The following is a 17,534-nucleotide window of genomic DNA, read 5'->3' as shown; positions in this document are numbered from 1 at the left end:
ATACTTGTCCAGGGAGAAGAGTAATGAAAATGGTAAAGAGTCTAGCGGTTATAGGACTGACTTGTTTTGCATCTATCGCCAATGCTGCTGATAATCTAACGGTATATTCTTATCGACAAGCCTTTTTGATAGAACCTATCTTAGAAAACTTTACTAAAGAGACTGGTATTAAAGTCGATGTTGTCTTCTCTAAAAAAGGTATTGCCGAACGTATGATGCGTGAAGGGCGACTATCTAAGGCTGATATCGTTTTGACCTCAGACTTTTACCGTTTGATGGAGTTGGTTGAAAAGGATCTGGTTGTGCCTGCCAGCAGTGACGTTCTTAAACAAAATATTCCACAGAAATATCGCTCACCAGATGATGAGTGGTATGCGCTAACGATGCGTGTACGTAATGTTTATTCTTCAAAAGATAGACAAGGTAAATTAGACATTAATTACGAAGATCTAGCTGACCCTAAGTTTAAGGGCAAGATCTGTACTCGAAGTGGTAAGCATCCGTACAATGTTTCGTTAGTGGCCTCAATGATTGCCCGTCATGGAGAGTTGGAGACAAAAACTTGGCTAGAAGGCTTGAAAGCCAATTTAGCCAGAAAGCCACAGGGTAATGATAGAGCACAGGTTAAAGCGGTAAGTGAAGGCTTATGTGACCTAGCAATTGGTAACAGTTATTACTTGGGCAAGATGCTACAAGATCCTAAGCAAAAAGTATGGGCGGATGCTATAGAGATCAATTTCCCTAACCAAGATAACCGTGGCTCACATATCAATGTATCAGGCATGGCATTGGCCAAGCACTCTAAGAATCAAGCGGCAGCACTTGAGTTGATGGAGTATCTATCCGGTGATAAGGCGCAGCAAGCTTATGCTGAAGTGAACTACGAATACCCTGTTAAAGCGGACGTCGCTCCTTCAGAGTTAGTCGCTTCTTGGGGAACCTTTAAAGCTGACGACCTACCGATTTACAAGCTAGCTGAATATCATGGCGCTGCAATTAAATTACTCGATGAAGTGAAGTTTGATCTCTAGTGAGTACTCTTAAGGTTGAGCTAACCTATTCAAGCTAGACTCAAGGTATAGCTTTGAAGTTAATGCGTTAGCTCGGCCTACCCATATTTTAGTTAACCTATCAATTTAGATAGGTTTTCTTGTTTTTATCAAAGTACACGGATGTTTAATTTTTAGGTAGTTAAGATTATGGTTTTAGGCTTAGCCAAGGGCTGGTCTGTTGTGGGTTATACTCTGGCATTGTTGATTATCATGCCTTTGATTGCGCTGATTGCTCAGTCATTGCTACCCGACGAGGCTGTATTTGGTCACCTGTTTAATACGGTTCTACCTACTTATATCAGCAATAGTTTATGGTTAATGCTTTGGGTGGTTATAGGCTCCCTTATCATTGCAGTCCCTGCAGCTTGGCTAGTGGCCAAGTGCCACTTTCCCGGTAGACGTATTTTCCAATGGGCGCTGTTATTACCTTTAGCCATGCCCGCTTATGTTGTGGCCTATGTTTATACCGATCTACTCGATTATGCTGGCCCCGTGCAACGAAGTTTGCGTGCCGCTTTTGGTTGGCAAACCCCTCAAGATTATTATTTTCCGGAAGTGAGAACCCTAGGTGGCGCTGCAATAATGTTGGCGCTAGTGCTGTTTCCTTATATTTATTTATTGGCCAGAACCGCTTTTATGGAGCAATCGGCGAGCCTAAGTCAGGCCACGCGAGTGATGGGCTGTGGGCCGTGGAAAAGTTTCTGGCGTTTAAGTTTACCTATGGCTAGACCCGCGTTAGCCGTTGGTGGCGCATTAGTGGCTATGGAGACCGCGGCGGACTTTGCTACGGTTAGTTACTTTGCCGTGCCGACATTAACCACTGCAGTTTATGATACTTGGTTTGAATATGGCAGTTTGACTGCAGCGGCTAAGCTTTCAACCATCATGTTGTTAGTGATTTTTGCTATGGTTGGCTTTGAACGTTTTGCTAGGCGTAAACAAAAGTTATTTCAAAAATTATCGAGCCCTGGCGAACTCGATATTTACTCCTTGTCGGGCGCGAAGGCTTTTGCGGCGACGGCTTATTGTGCAGGATTGCTATTTTTAGCATTTTTACTGCCTTTTATTATTTTGCTGCAATACGCCTATGGCTATTTTGCTGAAAGCTGGAATGAAGAGTTTTTCGAATACAGTTTTAATAGCTTGTGGATCTCTTTGTTAGCTAGTGCTATCTGTGTCGTTATTGGCATTGTGTTGATGTTTATTCGCCGTATTAGTCCACGTCAGGCCGATGCCTTGCCTTCGCGCTTGGCTTCAACGGGCTATGCGTTGCCAGGAACGGTTTTAGCGATAGGGATCTTGGTTCCATTTACTCAGCTCGATTTCGCTATCAACGATCTCGCCGAATACCTTGGTTTTGAAGGACCAGGGCTTATCTTAACTGGCAGTAGCTTCATCATTGTGTGTGCCTTTACTATTCGTTTTGCTGCAATTGCCATAGGTAGCATCGAGAACAGTTACAAGCGGATCTCACCATCACTGGATATGGCTGGGATCACCATGGGACTTAAGCCATTAGGCCTTTTAAGATTGGTACATATACCTCTGCTCAGAAAAGGCATTTTTGCAGGTCTACTCTTAGTGTTCATCGAGTGTATGAAGGAGTTGCCGGCGGCGCTCCTATTAAGGCCTATCGGCTTTGAAAACCTCGCCACCTATGTATATCAGTTTGTATCAGATGAACAGTTAGAGCACGGTGCCTTAGCAGCAATAGTGATTGTGCTCGTTGGCCTCATTCCGCTTATCTACCTTAACCGTTCCTTGGAGCACGATAATTAATATGGCTACATTACAAGTACAACAGGTGTTTAGTGACTACCAAGGACAAGTCGTACTAAAGGGCTTAGATCTTACGGTGGAAAAAGGTGAGATTGTCGCTCTGCTTGGACCAAGCGGCTGCGGCAAGACCACACTGCTTCGGGCCATTGCCGGGCTGCAGGCGATTACTAGTGGTAAGATCATCATCAACGGCAGAGTCGTCGCGGACGATGGCCGTTTCGTTGCCAGTGAGCAACGAGGAGTAGGGATGATCTTTCAAGACTATGCCCTGTTCCCCCATCTCACTGTTGCCGAAAATATTCTGTTTGGGGTTGAGACTCGGGATAAATCACTAAGAGCTAGCCGCTTAGCGCAGATGCTGGCATTAGTTAAGCTTGAGGGGCTCGAAAAACGTTATCCCCATGAGCTTTCTGGCGGACAGCAGCAGAGGGTCTCTATTGCTAGAGCACTTGCCTATGAGCCAGAAGTGCTGCTATTGGATGAACCTTTCTCTAATATCGATGCTAAGGTGCGCCGTGAGATGATGTTGGAGATCAGAGAGATCCTTAAGTCACATAATGTAAGCGCCGTATTTGTGACTCACAGTAAAGATGAAGCGTTTGTCTTTGCCGATAAGCTTGCCCTCTTTAATCAAGGGCAAATTGTACAATCTGGTGACGCTGAAAACTTGTATTCAACACCGACAGACAAATATGTGGCTGATTTCCTTGGGGCGGGCAACTACCTTAAGGCAAAAGTTGTCGGCGACCAGCGCATAGCCACAGCAATCGGTGAAATGGACAGTGATACCGTTCTCAATCTGTCTGTTGGCAGCGAAGCTGAAGTCTTGTTAAGACCACAGCAGCTATTAATGAAAGCTGACGAGTCAGGTATTGGAGAGATCACAGGGCGCCGCTTCTTAGGAAATGTCTGCCAATACCAAGTGCAGGTGGCCGAGAATGTACTCGATGTGCATAGTGCAGAGCCTGATCTGTTAGTTGGGCAACGCGTTGCAATTGAGTGTAAGCGCCATAGTTTGGTCTTGTTTTAAGAGCGGCAGCCAATGGTTAGATAACCAATGGTGAGTCATCGCAGTAAATGGGTGAGCTAAACAACATTAGCTCAGTTTAGTCTTAGGTAATTTACGATGAATTCTAGTTATTGTGCGTTAGTTAATGACATTAATAACTAAAGTTATAGATAATATTGCCGAAAAATTAATTAAGAAGAAGGGTTACTTATAATAATGGATAGTCAGGTTATGCCTCGTGAACAGCTTGGAGTTTGTGCAGAAGGAAACTTGCACAGTGTCTATTTAATGTTTAATGCAAATGACAATGTTGAGTCAGATATGCGTCCATGCGTGGCGACTATCGCTCAATATATTCATGAGTTAACGGATCAATATTCTGATAGCGCTTTTAATGGCTTTGTTGCTATCGGTGCTAATTATTGGGACACCTTATATCCTAATGCGAGACCTGAGCTGTTAAAACCTTTCCCTGCAATGAATCGTGATAACCGGGATGCACCTGCTATCGAGTTTGATCTGTTCGTGCAGATCCGTTGTGATCGTTTTGATATTTTGCACTTAGTGGCCAATGAGGTTTGCCAAATGTTTGAAGGCTTAGTAGAGCTTGTAGACGAAGAGCGCGGCTTTAGGTTTTTAGATTCGCGAGACCTAACAGGCTTTGTCGATGGTACAGAGAACCCTAAGGGACGTAGCAGGCAGGAAGTCGCTTTAGTTGGCGATGAAGACTCCAAATTTAAAGGTGGCAGCTATATCCATGTGCAGAAGTTTACGCATAACTTGAGTAAGTGGAACCGACTTCCTGTTAAGAAGCAAGAAGACATTATCGGGCGTACTAAGGCTGACAATATTGAATATGCCTCTGCAGACAAGCCGCTAACAAGCCACATTAAGCGTGTGAACTTAAAAGATAGCGAAGGTAAGTCGATGGAGATCCTAAGGCAGAGCATGCCTTACGGCTCGGTTAAAGAGCAGGGCTTGATGTTTATCTCTACTTGCCGCAACTCAGTGCATTTTGAAAAGATGTTAGAGAGCATGATTCATGGTGATGCTGAGGGCAATCATGATCACTTGATGCATTTTACTCAAGCATTAACGGGCTCATCATTCTTCGCACCTTCACTGGACTTTATGCATAGCGCTATCTGATGTTATAGAGTTCAGACAATTAAAAAAACGCACATTTAGGTGCGTTTTTTTATGGGTGATGATCGACAGATTTATTCGCTATCAACTTCGTCTCGATCCCAATAGTTAGTGGGGCGTCTGGCATAAACTTCGTTTACTGACTTGACTAGCACTTTATTATTTTCTGGATAGACCACTACATCATGTATGTCTCGGTTACCGACCACAAGGAAAACAAAATCTTGATCACTATGGTTAACGAGTTTATGTGAAATGCCGGTATCGGCATTAAAACAAATATATTCTCCCTGACTAAAGGAGTGAGGTTCGCCATCAATATAAAGAGTAGCTTCGCCGTGCATGGCGTAGATATGCTCTTCCTCTTTTGTATGGTAATGGGCGACCGCAGAGGATTTTCCTGGAGCTAAGCGTTCCATGGTGACGCCGATTTTTTCCCCGCCAGCAGTATCACCTATGTGTTTTTGCTCACTAGCATATTCATCTTTATGTTGCCAAGGTTCCCAGCATATATCGTTGATATTTATAATGTTACTTTTATTCATTCTTTATCCTCGACTCGAATTACTGTCGTTTAGGATTATAACGATTATTGTTAAAGAGAGAAGAATCTATTCAATATATTGTATAAAACAATGTGTTTTATATTTGGGGAGGGGGGAACGTGATTATTTTAGCGGGGAGTTTGCGGTGTATAGTTAAACTTACTGTGAGAAGCGGATGCTGTAACCTAGGGGCTACAGCATATCGCCAGTCACACTTATACTAGTTAGTCTGCGTAATTAAACAGTGACTTTACAGTTTCCAGTGTGTCTTCAATATTGTGAATGCTCGATGGACAGATAAAGATGGTGTCATCGCCAGCAATCGTTCCTAGAATTCCTTCAGGCTTACCTATTGAGTCTAATAGACGAGCGATGAGCTGCGCCGCGCCTGGGCTGGTTCGGACTACAATCATTGATTGGTTATGGTCAACATCTAGCACTAGGTTTTTAAGAGGGCTACCTGCAGTAGGGACACCAAGTTCAGCTGGAAGGCAGTAGACCATCTCTTGTTTGGCGTTACGGGTTCTGACCGCACCAAACTTACTTAGCATACGAGATACTTTTGACTGATTGATGTTGCCAAAGCCTTCGGCTTGTAAGGCGATAACGATTTCACTCTGAGAGCCAAATCGCTCTTCTTTTAAAATAGACTTGAAGGTCTTAACTAAATCATCTTGGCTTTTATTCGTTTGCATATATTATTATTCTTTATTCAAAAAAATCCGCTCTATCATGATTATTTTCGGTTTTTTTGTCAATCTTTATTCGTTTTTATGAATAAAAATTCATTGCTGGGGATATTCAATTTCATGAGTGTCCGATAAGTTAGATTGTTTATTCTAATTTTGACTCTGCTAATGTATCCTTATCAACTCTCCTGCAAGCCTGACTCTTACTCACTTTCACCATGTTGCCACCTATATTAGGGTTCTAGATTATACGGAACGCGACTAAGGGATAATTGTATTTTTATTGTGAATCCAGTACTGTTGCGGGAAAAGAAAAATGGATCTAAATCACAAAAATCCGAGGATTAACGGAGATAATTATGAAAGTTGCTGTACTTGGTGCTGCTGGTGGTATTGGCCAGGCGCTCGCCCTACTATTAAAAACTCAATTACCTGCGGGTTCTAAATTGTCGCTTTACGATATCGCACCAGTGACTCCTGGCGTTGCGGTTGACCTAAGCCATATCCCAACTGCTGTAGAAGTAAAAGGTTTTGCTGGCGAAGATCCAACTCCTGCTCTAGAAGGTGCTGACGTAGTACTTATTTCGGCTGGTGTTGCTCGTAAGCCGGGAATGGATCGCTCAGATCTATTTAATATCAACGCAGGTATCGTACGAAACCTTGTTGAGAAATGTGCTACAACTTGCCCTAAAGCTTTGATCGGTATTATCACCAACCCTGTAAATACGACTGTAGCGATTGCAGCTGAAGTACTTAAGAAAGCGGGGGTCTACGATAAGAACCGCCTATTTGGTGTGACGACACTCGATGTTATCCGTTCAGAAACCTTCGTTGCAGAAGCAAAAGGCCTGAACGTTGCAGACGTTAAGGTTCCAGTGATTGGTGGTCACAGTGGTGTGACTATCCTGCCGCTTCTTTCACAGGTTGAAGGTGTAAGCTTTACTGATGCGGAAATTGCAGCACTGACGACACGTATCCAAAATGCGGGTACTGAAGTGGTTGAAGCTAAAGCTGGCGGCGGCAGTGCAACACTCTCTATGGGTCAGGCAGCATGTCGCTTTGGTTTATCACTTGTTCGTGGCTTACAAGGCGAAGCAAACGTTGTTGAGTGCGCTTATGTCGATGGTGGCAGTGAGCATGCTGAATTCTTTGCACAACCTGTTGTATTGGGTAAGAACGGCGTTGAGGAAGTATTGGCATATGGCGAGGTTAGCGTATTCGAAGCTAATGCACGTGACGCTATGCTAGATACCTTAAAAGCAGATATTCAGCTTGGTATCGACTTCGTTAAGTAATCAATGTGAGCAGCCTCACTGAGGCTGTAATTAAAAAGGGAGCCTAAGGCTCCCTTTTTATTTGAACGTTAATGTCACGGCTTTATTAGTTGCTACGCTGTGTGGCGATTTTAGCAAGCGAGATCAGTGCAGTTTTATAATCAGAGTCGGGAATAATCTCAAGGGCTGCGATTGCCTTATCTGACTCTTCGATAGCACGTTTTTCGGTATATTCTAAAGCACCACAGTTCTTAAGTGCACTTAGGATAACCTCGATGTGCTCACTGCCATCACCTTTCTCGATAGCTTCACGGATCAAGGCTTTCTCTGTGTCGTTGCCATTTGCCATAGCAAAGATAAGCGGTAGAGTTGGTTTACCTTCGGCTAAGTCATCACCGATATTTTTGCCTAACTCTTCGGTTTCAGCCGTGTAGTCTAGCAGATCGTCGGTTAACTGGAATGCGGTGCCTAGATACTTACCGTAGTCCGCCAGTGCATTCTGTACCTCTATTGGACTGTCAGCGAGTAAACCAGCGAGGCGAGTAGCGGCTTCGAATAGTTTTGCTGTTTTACAGTAGATGACGCGCATATAGCTGTCTTCTGTAGTGTTTGGGTCGTTACAGTTCATTAACTGTAGAACTTCACCTTCGGCGAGTACATTAGTCGCGTCGGCAAGGATCTCAAGCACATCTAAACACTTCAGTTCAGTCATCATCTGGAAAGAACGGGTATAAAGGAAGTCACCCACCAATACACTTGCGCTATTTCCAAATAATGCGTTGGCTGTCTCTCTACCACGGCGTAGGGTGGATTCATCAACGACATCGTCATGTAAAAGTGATGCTGTGTGGATAAATTCGATAATGGCGGCTAATTTAAGGTGAGAATCACCTTTATAGTCGATGGCTCGAGCTGCTAGAATAGATAGCAGAGGTCGTAAGCGTTTACCACCGCCGTTAATAATGTAGAACCCAAGTTGATTAATGAGGGCGACGTCTGACTCTAGTTGTTTATAGATCAGTTGATTGACAGCTTGCATGTCGCTATCAGCCAATTGACGAATGGCGTTTAAATCCATAAGTAGGCTCTGGTTTTGTGGGCTGCCGATTAACATAGACAGCTCAATTAAGGCTTAAATGTTATAATAATTGGATTCTACCTAAATTTGCGGCACAAGACAGTAGTTGTAGAAGATTGTGAGAGTTAATTGGGTCTTTTTTTATTCTTAGTTAATTAAGACTTGTCAGCGGCTACTTCTTAGCGTAAACTCCGCGACCATTGTCATTAAAGCTTTTATAGCACCCCTGCATCAAACAAATATGTTTTGAGCGGCGTGTTAGAAATATCGGAGTAAAATAGCTATGTACGCTGTTTTTCAAAGTGGCGGCAAGCAACATCGCGTTGAAGCCGGCCATACAGTTCGTTTAGAGAAATTAGAAGTCGCTACAGGCGAAACTATCGAATTCGACCAAGTTCTTTTGGTTGCTGATGGTGAAACTGTACACGTAGGTGCACCTTTAGTTGAAGGTGGTAAGGTTGTTGCTGAAGTTATCAGCCACGGCCGTGCGGAGAAGGTAACTATTGTTAAGTTCCGTCGTCGTAAGCACCACGATAAGAAGATGGGCCACCGTCAGTGGTTCACCGAAGTTAAAATTACAGCTATCAACGCTTAATTAGGAGTCTAACTCATGGCACATAAAAAAGCTGGCGGTTCTACTCGTAACGGCCGCGATTCAGAAAGTAAACGTCTTGGTGTAAAGCGCTTTGGCGGTGAATCAGTTCTTGCTGGTAACATCATCGTTCGTCAACGTGGTACTAAGTTCCACGCTGGTGTAAACGTAGGTGTTGGCCGCGACCACACTTTATTCGCTCTTACCGATGGTAAAGTGAAGTTCGAAGTTAAAGGTCCTAAGAACCGTAAGTTCATTAGCATCGAAGATTAATCTTTAGCTACGCTAAGATTGATACTAAGCCCCGCCATTGGTGGGGCTTTGTTTTTTTTAAATTAAGTAAATTGTGTTTTGGCGACTAGAATCGTTAAGAGTATAATTCTTCCATTCTATGGTGCCAGGAGTTGGTATGAAGTTTGTCGATGAAGCTATTATCCGTGTAGAAGCCGGTAATGGTGGCAGTGGTTGCGTTAGCTTTAGACGCGAAAAATATGTTCCAGACGGTGGTCCAGATGGTGGTGATGGCGGGGACGGCGGCAGTGTTTACCTGCAAGCCGATGAAAACCTCAATACCTTGATCACGTATCAGTTTGAACGTTTTCATATCGCCGAGCGCGGTAAGAATGGTCGTGGTCGTGACTGTACCGGTCACGGTGGTGCAGACTTGATCCTTAAAGTACCTGTAGGTACACGCGCTATCGACAACGATACCGAAGAAGCACTAGGTGATTTAACCACTCACGGGCAGAAATTGCTTGTGGCTAAAGGTGGTTTCCATGGTTTAGGTAATACTCGTTTTAAGAGCAGTACTAACCGTGCGCCAAGACAGAAAACCTTAGGTACAGATGGTGAAGTTCGTAGCCTTAAACTAGAGCTACTTCTACTTGCCGACGTGGGTTTACTCGGTATGCCAAATGCGGGTAAGTCGACCTTTATTCGCTCGGTTTCTAAGGCTAAGCCAAAGGTTGCTGACTATCCATTTACAACTTTAGTTCCTAACCTAGGTGTTGTTAACCCAAGACCTGGCCAGAGCTTTGTTATTGCGGATATTCCTGGTCTTATCGAAGGTGCGGCTGATGGCGCTGGTTTAGGGGTTCAATTCCTTAAGCACTTAGAGCGTTGTCGTGTATTGCTGCATATCCTAGACGTAGAGCCTATCGATGGTAGCGATCCTGTGGAATCTGCTCGTGCAATCGTAGCTGAGCTAGAGAAGCATTCACCTAAGCTTGCAGGTAAGCCACGCTGGTTAGTGATTAACAAAGCGGACTTGATGCTTGAAGAAGAGCTTCAGGAACGTATCGATCATATCGTTAAAGAGCTAGAGTGGGATGGCGACGTCTATACTATTTCAGCTTATAACCGTGAAGGTACCGCTGAGCTAGCCCTTAAATTACTCGACTTTATCGACTCTCTACCTCCAGAAGAGGAAGCGGATGCCGATGCAGAAGTTGAATTTAAGTGGGATAATTATCATCAGAAAGCAAATGAATCGATTAATGAAGATTATGACGATGATTTTGACGATGACTTCGATGATGATGATTACGATGTTGAAATTATCTATCAAAGATAATTGATACGATAAGAGGAAGTTGAGACAAGGTGTACGCTACAACGCAAAATGACATTACTCGTCAAGTCGTTAGAGTTGCTCAACTTCTGCTTGCTTATGGCGCTGAATCAGAACTCGTTGAAGAGATCACTCAGCGTCTAGGCCACGCCTTAGGTCTAGAAAGTGTGGAGATCTCCATCTCCTCAAACTCCTTAGTATTAACCAGCCTATCTGTCGGTCGGTGTATTACAACGACTCGACGAATTCGTGAGCATGGCATCAATATGACCGTGGTTTGCGAATTACAGCGTATCTGCCTACTGACCGAAAAAGGGATCTATGGATTGACCGAAGTGCGTAAGCGCGTCGGCCGTATTGAGCCCAAGACTTATCCTGCTAAGTATGTTGTGCCTATGATAGGTCTATCATGTGCTAGTTTTTGCCACCTGTTTGGTGGTGACTTAGTCGCTTGCTTAATTACCTTCTTAGCCTCGGCTGTTGGCATGTTCGTGCGTTTATCTATTGCTAAGCGTCACTTTAATCTTTTACTTAATTTTAGCGCTACCGCCTTTGTGACCACGCTTATTGCACAGACAGGTTACCAGTTTGATTTGACTGATACCCCAAAACTGCCGATGGCGGCAAGCGTGTTGATGTTAGTGCCAGGTTTTCCGATGATCAATTCAATATCGGATATGGTCAAAGGCCACCTTAATGTTGGGATCTCTCGCTGGGGACATGCAACCTTACTTACAGTGGCATCGGTGATTGGTATTACCATCGCCATGCAGATAGGTGGCTTGTTCTGATGTTGTCGCTTATCTTAACCATGCTCAACGATGCCATCTTCTCAGCTATTCCAGCTATAGGCTTTGCCATGGTGTTTAATGTGCCGCGCCGATTTTTGCCCTACTGTGCAATCGCTGCAGCAATGGGGCATGGCAGCCGTACCATGTGGCTAAGTTTTGGTTTACCGATTGAGTGGGCAACCTTCTTAGCTGCGGCCTTAGTGGGTATCGTCACTATTGCATTTGCTAAAAAGCATTTAGCGCCACCTTTGATGTATGCTGTGGCTGCGATTATTCCGATGATCCCGGGCACCTACGCATTTAATACCGTTATCGGTTTGGTACAGTTGACTGCGCAAGCTGATATGAGTCCAGAACTTGTCTATCAAGTGGTCAGTAATGGCCTTAAAACCGTGTTTATTTTAGGGGCTCTCTCGGTGGGCTTAGCTATGCCAAGCTTGCTCTATTTCCGCTCTCGCCCCGTCATTAAATAACTAAATTTATTAAGCCTACAGGGCGTTAGTGGGCTATGAGATTGCACGCTAACACCTCAGAATTAAAGGGAAGTATCATGAGAATAGCTATGATTGCCGCTATGGCAAATAACCGCGTTATTGGTAAAGACAACCAAATGCCGTGGCATCTTCCTGAAGATCTTCGCCACTTTAAAGCGATGACCTTAGGCAAGCCTGTGGTGATGGGAAGAAAGACCTATGAATCAATAGGTCGGCCACTACCAGGTCGTCACAACATAGTTATAAGCCGACAAGCCGATCTGGTTATTGAGGGCGTAACCATTGTTAGCAGCTTTACTGAGGCAAAGGCCGCCGCCAGTGATTGCGAGGAGTTGGTTGTGATAGGCGGCGGTCAACTATATGAAATGTTACTTCCGCAGGCAGATATTCTCTATCTCACTGAAATCGCTTTAACAGTCGATGGGGATACCTATTTTCCGCATTGGGATGATGGAACTTGGCTCGAAGCTTCTCGTGATGTAGCGAAAAATGATAAAGGTGTTGAATATAGCTTTATCAAAATGGTAAAAAAATGTTAAATTCAAAGGGTTGTTTAGTACCCTAAATAAAGAGAAAGCAAGCTACTAAATAGCGCTACTTTTCTATATAAAAACTAAAAATAAGGAGTGTCTGATGCGTCTGTTGCCCTTGAGCATCGCTACACTGATAGTGGCATCTTCAATTTCTGTTCCATCAACTGCGCTAGCTAATCAGGAGCAATTAGCTGCAAACATCTGTAACTATGTACAAGCAGATGATAAAAACCGTCTCCGTAAGAAGCTCAAAGAGAGTCGAGTAAAGCTACGCAACATCTATAGCGGTGTTTCCTGTGGCGGCGATAGTTTATTAAGAACGGCTTTAAAGAGTGGTTCTAATAAGGTTGGTACCTTTGTCGCTAAGCGCCTTCCGGCATCTGAGTTAAACGAAGCGGAAGCCGATGGACAAAGTATTGTCGCTTGGGCTGAAAGTAACGGCCATGGTGGCAGTGAAATTACAGCAGCGATTAAAGAGCGTATAGCAGGCAGTTAGGCTCTTAAAATCAGTTTTAAAATTACTGGGCTCGCCCCAGTATTTTTATATCTGATAAGCTTAAATGTAGAAGCGAAAATACAAAAGAGGCGCTAAATATAGCGCCTCTTATTATTTCGAACTTTTGGTTAACAGCGCCAGTGTCGCCGTGAGCATTCTAGACTTTAAACTCTTTAACTGAGGCCTGAAGCTCTTCTGCTAATTGAGCAACCTGATGACTCGACTGTGCCGTTTGGTCAGCTCCGGTAGAGGTTTCCTCTGAAATTGCGGCAATATGTTCAAGCTTTTCAGATACCTGCTGGCTGACGAGATTCTGCTCTTGAGCAGCGTGGGCAATATGGGTTCCAGAGTCATGAGCGCGATGTACAGCTTCGCTAATACTTTCTAAAGCATTATTAGCCTGTTCAGTCTTCTCGACGCAAGAGCTTGCCTGAGAGCTTCCTAAGTCCATTACAGCCACAGCTTCTTGGGTACCCTTCTGTAGCACCTCGATCATCTGTTGGATCTCTTGGGTTGAGTCTTGGGTTCTCGATGCTAGGCTACGAACCTCATCGGCAACCACTGCAAAGCCTCGCCCCTGTTCACCGGCGCGGGCGGCTTCGATTGCGGCGTTAAGTGCCAGTAGGTTTGTCTGTTCAGCAATACCGCGGATCACATCGAGAATCGAGCCAATAGAGGCACTGTCTGCGTGAACTTTATTGATCACCACACTGGCTTTAGCCACTTCATCGGCGAGTGCAAGAATAGTGCGCTTGTTTTCATTAGCTATCAGGCGCATATGTTGGCTTTCATCATCGGCGGCTTTTATCTGACTTAGTGCATCGTCAGCACTCACTGTCACTTGTTGCGCGCTGGAGCTTAGCTGAGTTGTGGCGGTCGCAACTTGATCAACTTGGCTCTTCTGCTCTTGAATTCCAACCGTGGTCTGCGCCGTGATTGCTGAAGTCTCTTCGGCTGCGGCGGCGAGTTGATCTGAGCGCTCTAAAATACCCTGAATAAGGCTACGTAGGCTATCGACCAGCTTATTGCAGTTTGCAGACAATTTAGCAAACTCATCATGGCCAGAGTCATCTAATTTATGAGTCAAATCACCTGATGCCAGTACGTTTAGCGCATGGTTGATTTTATCGAGAGAGCGGGTTAGTGGACGCACAACCGCGATGCTGACGATGATGGCGACAAGAATTGCGATAGCCATTAACACTATTGTACGCATACTTGCGCTGTCGATGTTCTCAATGGCGCTGCTGCTAATTTCACGAGAGATAGTTTCGATGTTAACCGTGAGTGTTTTCATCTGCTGGTTAACATTACCAGCGGCAAGTTCTACATCGCTAAGTAAACTCGTTGCACGACTATTAAGCTCTATCTCTTTGCGTTTTAATTCAATTAACGAATTCTCGCCTTTAACCATGTTAAATACATTCGCAGCTTCGCTGTTGAGCTCCTCAATAAGGTCTGCCTCGACTACACCATCCCAATGGCTAGAGACGTAATCGACTTTACTCTGAGTATCACTAACGATGTAATCTAGTTCTTTAGAGATAGTGTCGAACTTGGCTTTGTCTGTGCTGCGAATAAGGTCAAAACTGGTGCTCGCGATATTACTAAAGCTAAGCTCTAGTGTACTTGCTGTAGCGGCAATCTCCTGCTCGACTAGATCTTCACTCATCTCAAGATCGATTAAATCTAACAATAATGAGGCTGTGTCATCGACGGCAATCTCAACATCATCGTATTGGCTAGTAATCTTCTTCGTTGTGATTAGTGCAGCTTCATGGGTCGCTATCATCTCTTTACTAGTACTATTGAACTGAGAATATTGAGTATCAAGAGTCTGAATAACGGAGTTTAAATCGGAGTTGTTACTGACTAAGGTGCTCAGTTTGTTAATCTCTGTCTCAAAGGTCTGACTCGCTGTTGAGTACTGAGAGTTGAGCTGAGGGATCTCACTTGCATTTGGGGTGTGATAAGCCACTAATATCAGCTTTTCTTGTTCGGAGATAGTCTGTGACAGTAAGCTTCCAGACTCGAGTGCTGGTAAGCTGAGCTCTTGTAGAACTTGTGTGCTGCTCTTTAGTTGGCTGTTAGTTAACCAAGACGCTGCGCCTAGGACGATCAGCAGTAAGGTGACGACTGTAAATCCCGCAATCACCCTGGTGGCTACATTTAACTTCATAGGAGCTCCATTTTTATTATTTTTATTCAAGTCACAGTATCCGCCTGACACCTATATCGAATACTTTATCGGCCAAATTTAGCGATAGTTTAACCCTTTTTTAACTTCTTTTAACGTCTTTTAATTTTTCTTGAGTGATTTTTTGGTTGGACTCGAAATGCCATAGGGTCATATATTCTCCCCAACAACAGCCCGTATCCAAACCGACTCGGTTTGTAAGGTTTGTCTGTCCCATAATCGCAGCCCAGTGGCCAAAGACTAATGTATAGTCGGCGGGTATTTTGGACTCAAGGTCAAACCAAGGTGTTAAGTCTGCCTGGTTACTCCCCTGAATAGGCGTCTTACAGTTGAAATCTAGCCGTCCATCTTGTGTAATGTAGCGCATACGGGTCAGGGCATTGATACAATAGATCTGCTTTTCAAGAGGCGTTAGGCCTGAATGATAGTCATCAACATCGTTACCGTACATTTCACTGATTAAGTCATTTAAATAATTGTCTGACTGTAGAGTTTGGCTAACCCTATCGGCTTCTGTACGTAAAGTCGCGAGATCCCACTGAGGTGGAATACCGGCATGACTCATAATGAGGCGTTGCTCGGGCCACTCCTGGTAGAGCGGTTGGAGTCTTAGCCAATCGATAATATTATTGATATCGTCAGCGGCGAGTAGTTCACTTAAGTTATCTTTAGGGTTTACGCGCTTTAATTTTCCATGGATAGCAAGCAAATGCAGATCATGATTGCCTAGCACTATCTTTGCTGAACCCGCTAGTGATTTAAAAAAACGCAGTGTTTCTAAAGAGCCTGTGCCCCTTGCCACAAGATCACCCACTGCCCATAAACAGTCTTTCGAGGGGTTAAAGTCGACGCGATCGAGAAGCAGGGTTAGCTCCTCGAAACAGCCCTGTATATCGCCTACCAAATAGTTAGCCATTTTTTCCTAGATATGATTTTTGCTTTTAGTGAAGTAAACCTGGAGTGGATAAACGAAAGGCAGATATTGGCGCTTCAAACTCATTGCCGCCGCTATCGACCATAGTGTAACGGCCCTCCATGACGCCCAGTGGTGTTTCAAGAACGGTGCCACTGGTATATTCGTAACTGCTGTTGGGTTTTATCGTTGGAGTCTCTCCTACAACACCTGCGCCATGAACTTCGCTTTTTCGGCCATTAGCATCTGTAATGCACCAGTGACGGCTCTTGAGCGTGATCTCCTCATCGCTTAGATTGGAGATAGTGATGGTATAGCTAAACAGGTATTTCTTTTCGTCCGGTGAGGACTGAGCTTCAATATACGCTGTTTTGACATCGACACTGACAGATGATGCTACTTGACTCATATCGCTCCCTAAAAGATGCTGTTAACTCTATTGTGACTCGTCACACTTTCATCTTAAATGGACTATCCCTTAACAGGCAATAATTTATTTATAAGGTACAAAAAAAGGGCAGTTATTGCCCTTTATTTATCAGTTGCTTATTCAGCGAATAAGCTTACTTTTTGTCGAAAACGTGGTTAGCCATAGCAACATATTGGTCAACACGGATCTGTTCAGGTCTTAATGTTGCGTCGATACCTAGTTCGGCAAAATCTTCATCAGACAAGAGTTGCTTAAGGTTATTTCTCAGCGTCTTACGGCGCATGTTGAATGCGGTCGTGGTTAAGTTTCTTAACAGGTCGACATCTTTACATGGCCAAGGCTTATCTTTATACGGCACAAGGCGCACTACAGCTGAGTCTACTTTTGGTGGCGGCGTGAAACATCCTGGTGGAACTTCAAGTACTGGCATCACTTGACAGTGATACTGCGCCATCACGGTTAGGCGGCCATAGGCTTTGGTTCCTGGTGCAGCAGAGAGGCGTAGAACCACCTCTTTTTGCAGCATAAAATGCATGTTCTCAATATGCTGAGCGAACTCAAACAGGTGGAACATCAGTGGTGTTGAGATGTTATATGGCAGGTTACCAAACACCTTCATCTGCTTGTCTTCACGCACCAATTGGTTGAAGTCAAACTTCAGTGCGTCGCCTTGATGGATCTCAAGCTTATCTTTGAGCACTGGGTGCTCTTGTAGACGCTCAACCAGATCTTTATCCAATTCGACAACGATTAGCTTATCGATACTGCTAGCGACAGGCTCTGTTAACGCAGCTAGGCCTGGACCAATTTCTACCATGACATGGTCGTTATCTGGCGAGATAGCACCAACGATACGGTTAATCACATTCTCGTCGGTTAAGAAGTTCTGTCCAAAACGCTTTCTGGCCGTGTGGCCTAAATGTACTTTATTGCTCATGAGTAATCT

19 protein-coding genes are annotated in these 17,534 nt (G+C 44.3%); 12 read left to right on the top strand and 7 right to left on the bottom strand.

Annotation, left to right across the window (positions count from 1 at the left end; all coding sequences use genetic code 11):
* The first annotated feature begins 23 nt into the window (after positions 1-23).
* The 4 genes from JMA39_RS04355 (at position 24) to JMA39_RS04340 (ending at position 4,989) form a co-directional block, all read left to right on the top strand.
* Complete coding sequence (locus JMA39_RS04355; RefSeq protein ID WP_202720602.1) at positions 24-1,031, top strand: Fe(3+) ABC transporter substrate-binding protein; 1,008 nt, start codon at positions 24-26, stop codon at positions 1,029-1,031.
* A 168-nt stretch (positions 1,032-1,199) separates the two neighbouring features.
* The gene (locus tag JMA39_RS04350) at positions 1,200-2,831 is read left to right on the top strand and encodes an ABC transporter permease (RefSeq protein ID WP_202720601.1); all 1,632 of its coding nucleotides are present in this window, start codon (positions 1,200-1,202) and stop codon (positions 2,829-2,831) included.
* A gap of 1 nt (position 2,832) precedes the next feature.
* Complete coding sequence (locus JMA39_RS04345) at positions 2,833-3,861, top strand: ABC transporter ATP-binding protein (protein WP_202720600.1); 1,029 nt, start codon at positions 2,833-2,835, stop codon at positions 3,859-3,861.
* Positions 3,862-4,056: 195 nt separating this feature from the next.
* On the top strand, positions 4,057-4,989 hold the full coding sequence (locus JMA39_RS04340; protein ID WP_202720599.1) for a Dyp-type peroxidase: 933 nt from the start codon (positions 4,057-4,059) through the stop codon (positions 4,987-4,989).
* A 71-nt stretch (positions 4,990-5,060) separates the two neighbouring features.
* Here JMA39_RS04340 and JMA39_RS04335 read toward each other — a convergent pair whose 3' ends face one another.
* Both JMA39_RS04335 and argR read right to left on the bottom strand, forming a co-directional pair.
* Complete coding sequence (locus tag JMA39_RS04335) at positions 5,061-5,531, bottom strand: cupin domain-containing protein (protein WP_202720598.1); 471 nt, start codon at positions 5,529-5,531, stop codon at positions 5,061-5,063.
* Positions 5,532-5,755: 224 nt separating this feature from the next.
* Positions 5,756-6,226: a transcriptional regulator ArgR gene (gene argR, locus JMA39_RS04330; RefSeq protein ID WP_202720597.1), complete on the bottom strand. Its 471-nt coding sequence runs from the start codon at positions 6,224-6,226 to the stop codon at positions 5,756-5,758.
* A gap of 353 nt (positions 6,227-6,579) precedes the next feature.
* On the opposite strand from argR, the gene mdh reads away from it, so the two are divergent.
* Complete coding sequence (gene mdh, locus JMA39_RS04325; RefSeq protein WP_202720596.1) at positions 6,580-7,515, top strand: malate dehydrogenase; 936 nt, start codon at positions 6,580-6,582, stop codon at positions 7,513-7,515.
* 85 nt (positions 7,516-7,600) lie between these two features.
* Here the strand turns inward: mdh and ispB are convergent, their stop codons facing one another.
* Positions 7,601-8,572 carry an octaprenyl diphosphate synthase gene (gene ispB / locus JMA39_RS04320; protein ID WP_202720816.1) on the bottom strand — a complete coding sequence of 324 codons (972 nt, stop codon included), beginning with the start codon at positions 8,570-8,572 and terminating at the stop codon, positions 7,601-7,603.
* Between the two features lie 283 nt (positions 8,573-8,855).
* Here ispB and rplU point away from each other — a divergent pair, with 283 nt between their 5' ends.
* From rplU to JMA39_RS04285, 7 genes are all read left to right on the top strand, one after another.
* Positions 8,856-9,167 carry a 50S ribosomal protein L21 gene (gene rplU / locus JMA39_RS04315; RefSeq protein ID WP_028765847.1) on the top strand — a complete coding sequence of 104 codons (312 nt, stop codon included), beginning with the start codon at positions 8,856-8,858 and terminating at the stop codon, positions 9,165-9,167.
* Positions 9,168-9,182: 15 nt separating this feature from the next.
* On the top strand, positions 9,183-9,437 hold the full coding sequence (rpmA, locus tag JMA39_RS04310) for a 50S ribosomal protein L27 (RefSeq protein WP_202720595.1): 255 nt from the start codon (positions 9,183-9,185) through the stop codon (positions 9,435-9,437).
* A 136-nt stretch (positions 9,438-9,573) separates the two neighbouring features.
* Entirely contained in the window at positions 9,574-10,737 is a 1,164-nt protein-coding gene (gene cgtA / locus JMA39_RS04305) for an Obg family GTPase CgtA (protein ID WP_202720594.1), read from the top strand.
* Between the two features lie 29 nt (positions 10,738-10,766).
* Entirely contained in the window at positions 10,767-11,525 is a 759-nt protein-coding gene (locus tag JMA39_RS04300; protein WP_202720593.1) for a threonine/serine exporter family protein, read from the top strand.
* Positions 11,525-11,998: a threonine/serine exporter family protein gene (locus JMA39_RS04295; protein ID WP_202720592.1), complete on the top strand. Its 474-nt coding sequence runs from the start codon at positions 11,525-11,527 to the stop codon at positions 11,996-11,998. Before JMA39_RS04300 ends, JMA39_RS04295 begins: the two co-directional genes overlap by 1 nt.
* 77 nt (positions 11,999-12,075) lie before the next feature.
* Positions 12,076-12,558, top strand: a complete 483-nt coding sequence (gene folA / locus JMA39_RS04290; RefSeq protein WP_202720591.1) for a type 3 dihydrofolate reductase — start codon at positions 12,076-12,078, stop codon at positions 12,556-12,558.
* A gap of 94 nt (positions 12,559-12,652) precedes the next feature.
* Complete coding sequence (locus JMA39_RS04285) at positions 12,653-13,048, top strand: DUF3718 domain-containing protein (protein ID WP_202720590.1); 396 nt, start codon at positions 12,653-12,655, stop codon at positions 13,046-13,048.
* 157 nt (positions 13,049-13,205) lie between these two features.
* On the opposite strand, the gene JMA39_RS04280 is transcribed toward JMA39_RS04285, so the two are convergent.
* The 4 genes from JMA39_RS04280 to rsmA form a co-directional block, all read right to left on the bottom strand.
* Entirely contained in the window at positions 13,206-15,227 is a 2,022-nt protein-coding gene (locus JMA39_RS04280) for a methyl-accepting chemotaxis protein (protein ID WP_202720589.1), read from the bottom strand.
* Positions 15,228-15,327: 100 nt separating this feature from the next.
* Positions 15,328-16,161, bottom strand: coding sequence for a symmetrical bis(5'-nucleosyl)-tetraphosphatase (locus JMA39_RS04275; RefSeq protein WP_202720588.1), 834 nt, complete (start codon positions 16,159-16,161; stop codon positions 15,328-15,330).
* A 25-nt stretch (positions 16,162-16,186) separates the two neighbouring features.
* Positions 16,187-16,567, bottom strand: coding sequence for a Co2+/Mg2+ efflux protein ApaG (apaG, locus tag JMA39_RS04270; RefSeq protein WP_202720587.1), 381 nt, complete (start codon positions 16,565-16,567; stop codon positions 16,187-16,189).
* A gap of 154 nt (positions 16,568-16,721) precedes the next feature.
* Positions 16,722-17,525 (bottom strand): 16S rRNA (adenine(1518)-N(6)/adenine(1519)-N(6))-dimethyltransferase RsmA, encoded by an 804-nt coding sequence (rsmA, locus tag JMA39_RS04265; RefSeq protein ID WP_202720586.1) that lies wholly within the window; start codon positions 17,523-17,525, stop codon positions 16,722-16,724.
* Between the last annotated feature and the right edge of the window lie 9 nt (positions 17,526-17,534).

The organism is Shewanella schlegeliana, assembly GCF_016765635.1.
Taxonomy (GTDB): domain Bacteria; phylum Pseudomonadota; class Gammaproteobacteria; order Enterobacterales; family Shewanellaceae; genus Shewanella; species Shewanella schlegeliana.
Note: the sequence above shows the minus strand (reverse complement) of the source record. Positions and strands in the feature narration are given on the sequence as shown.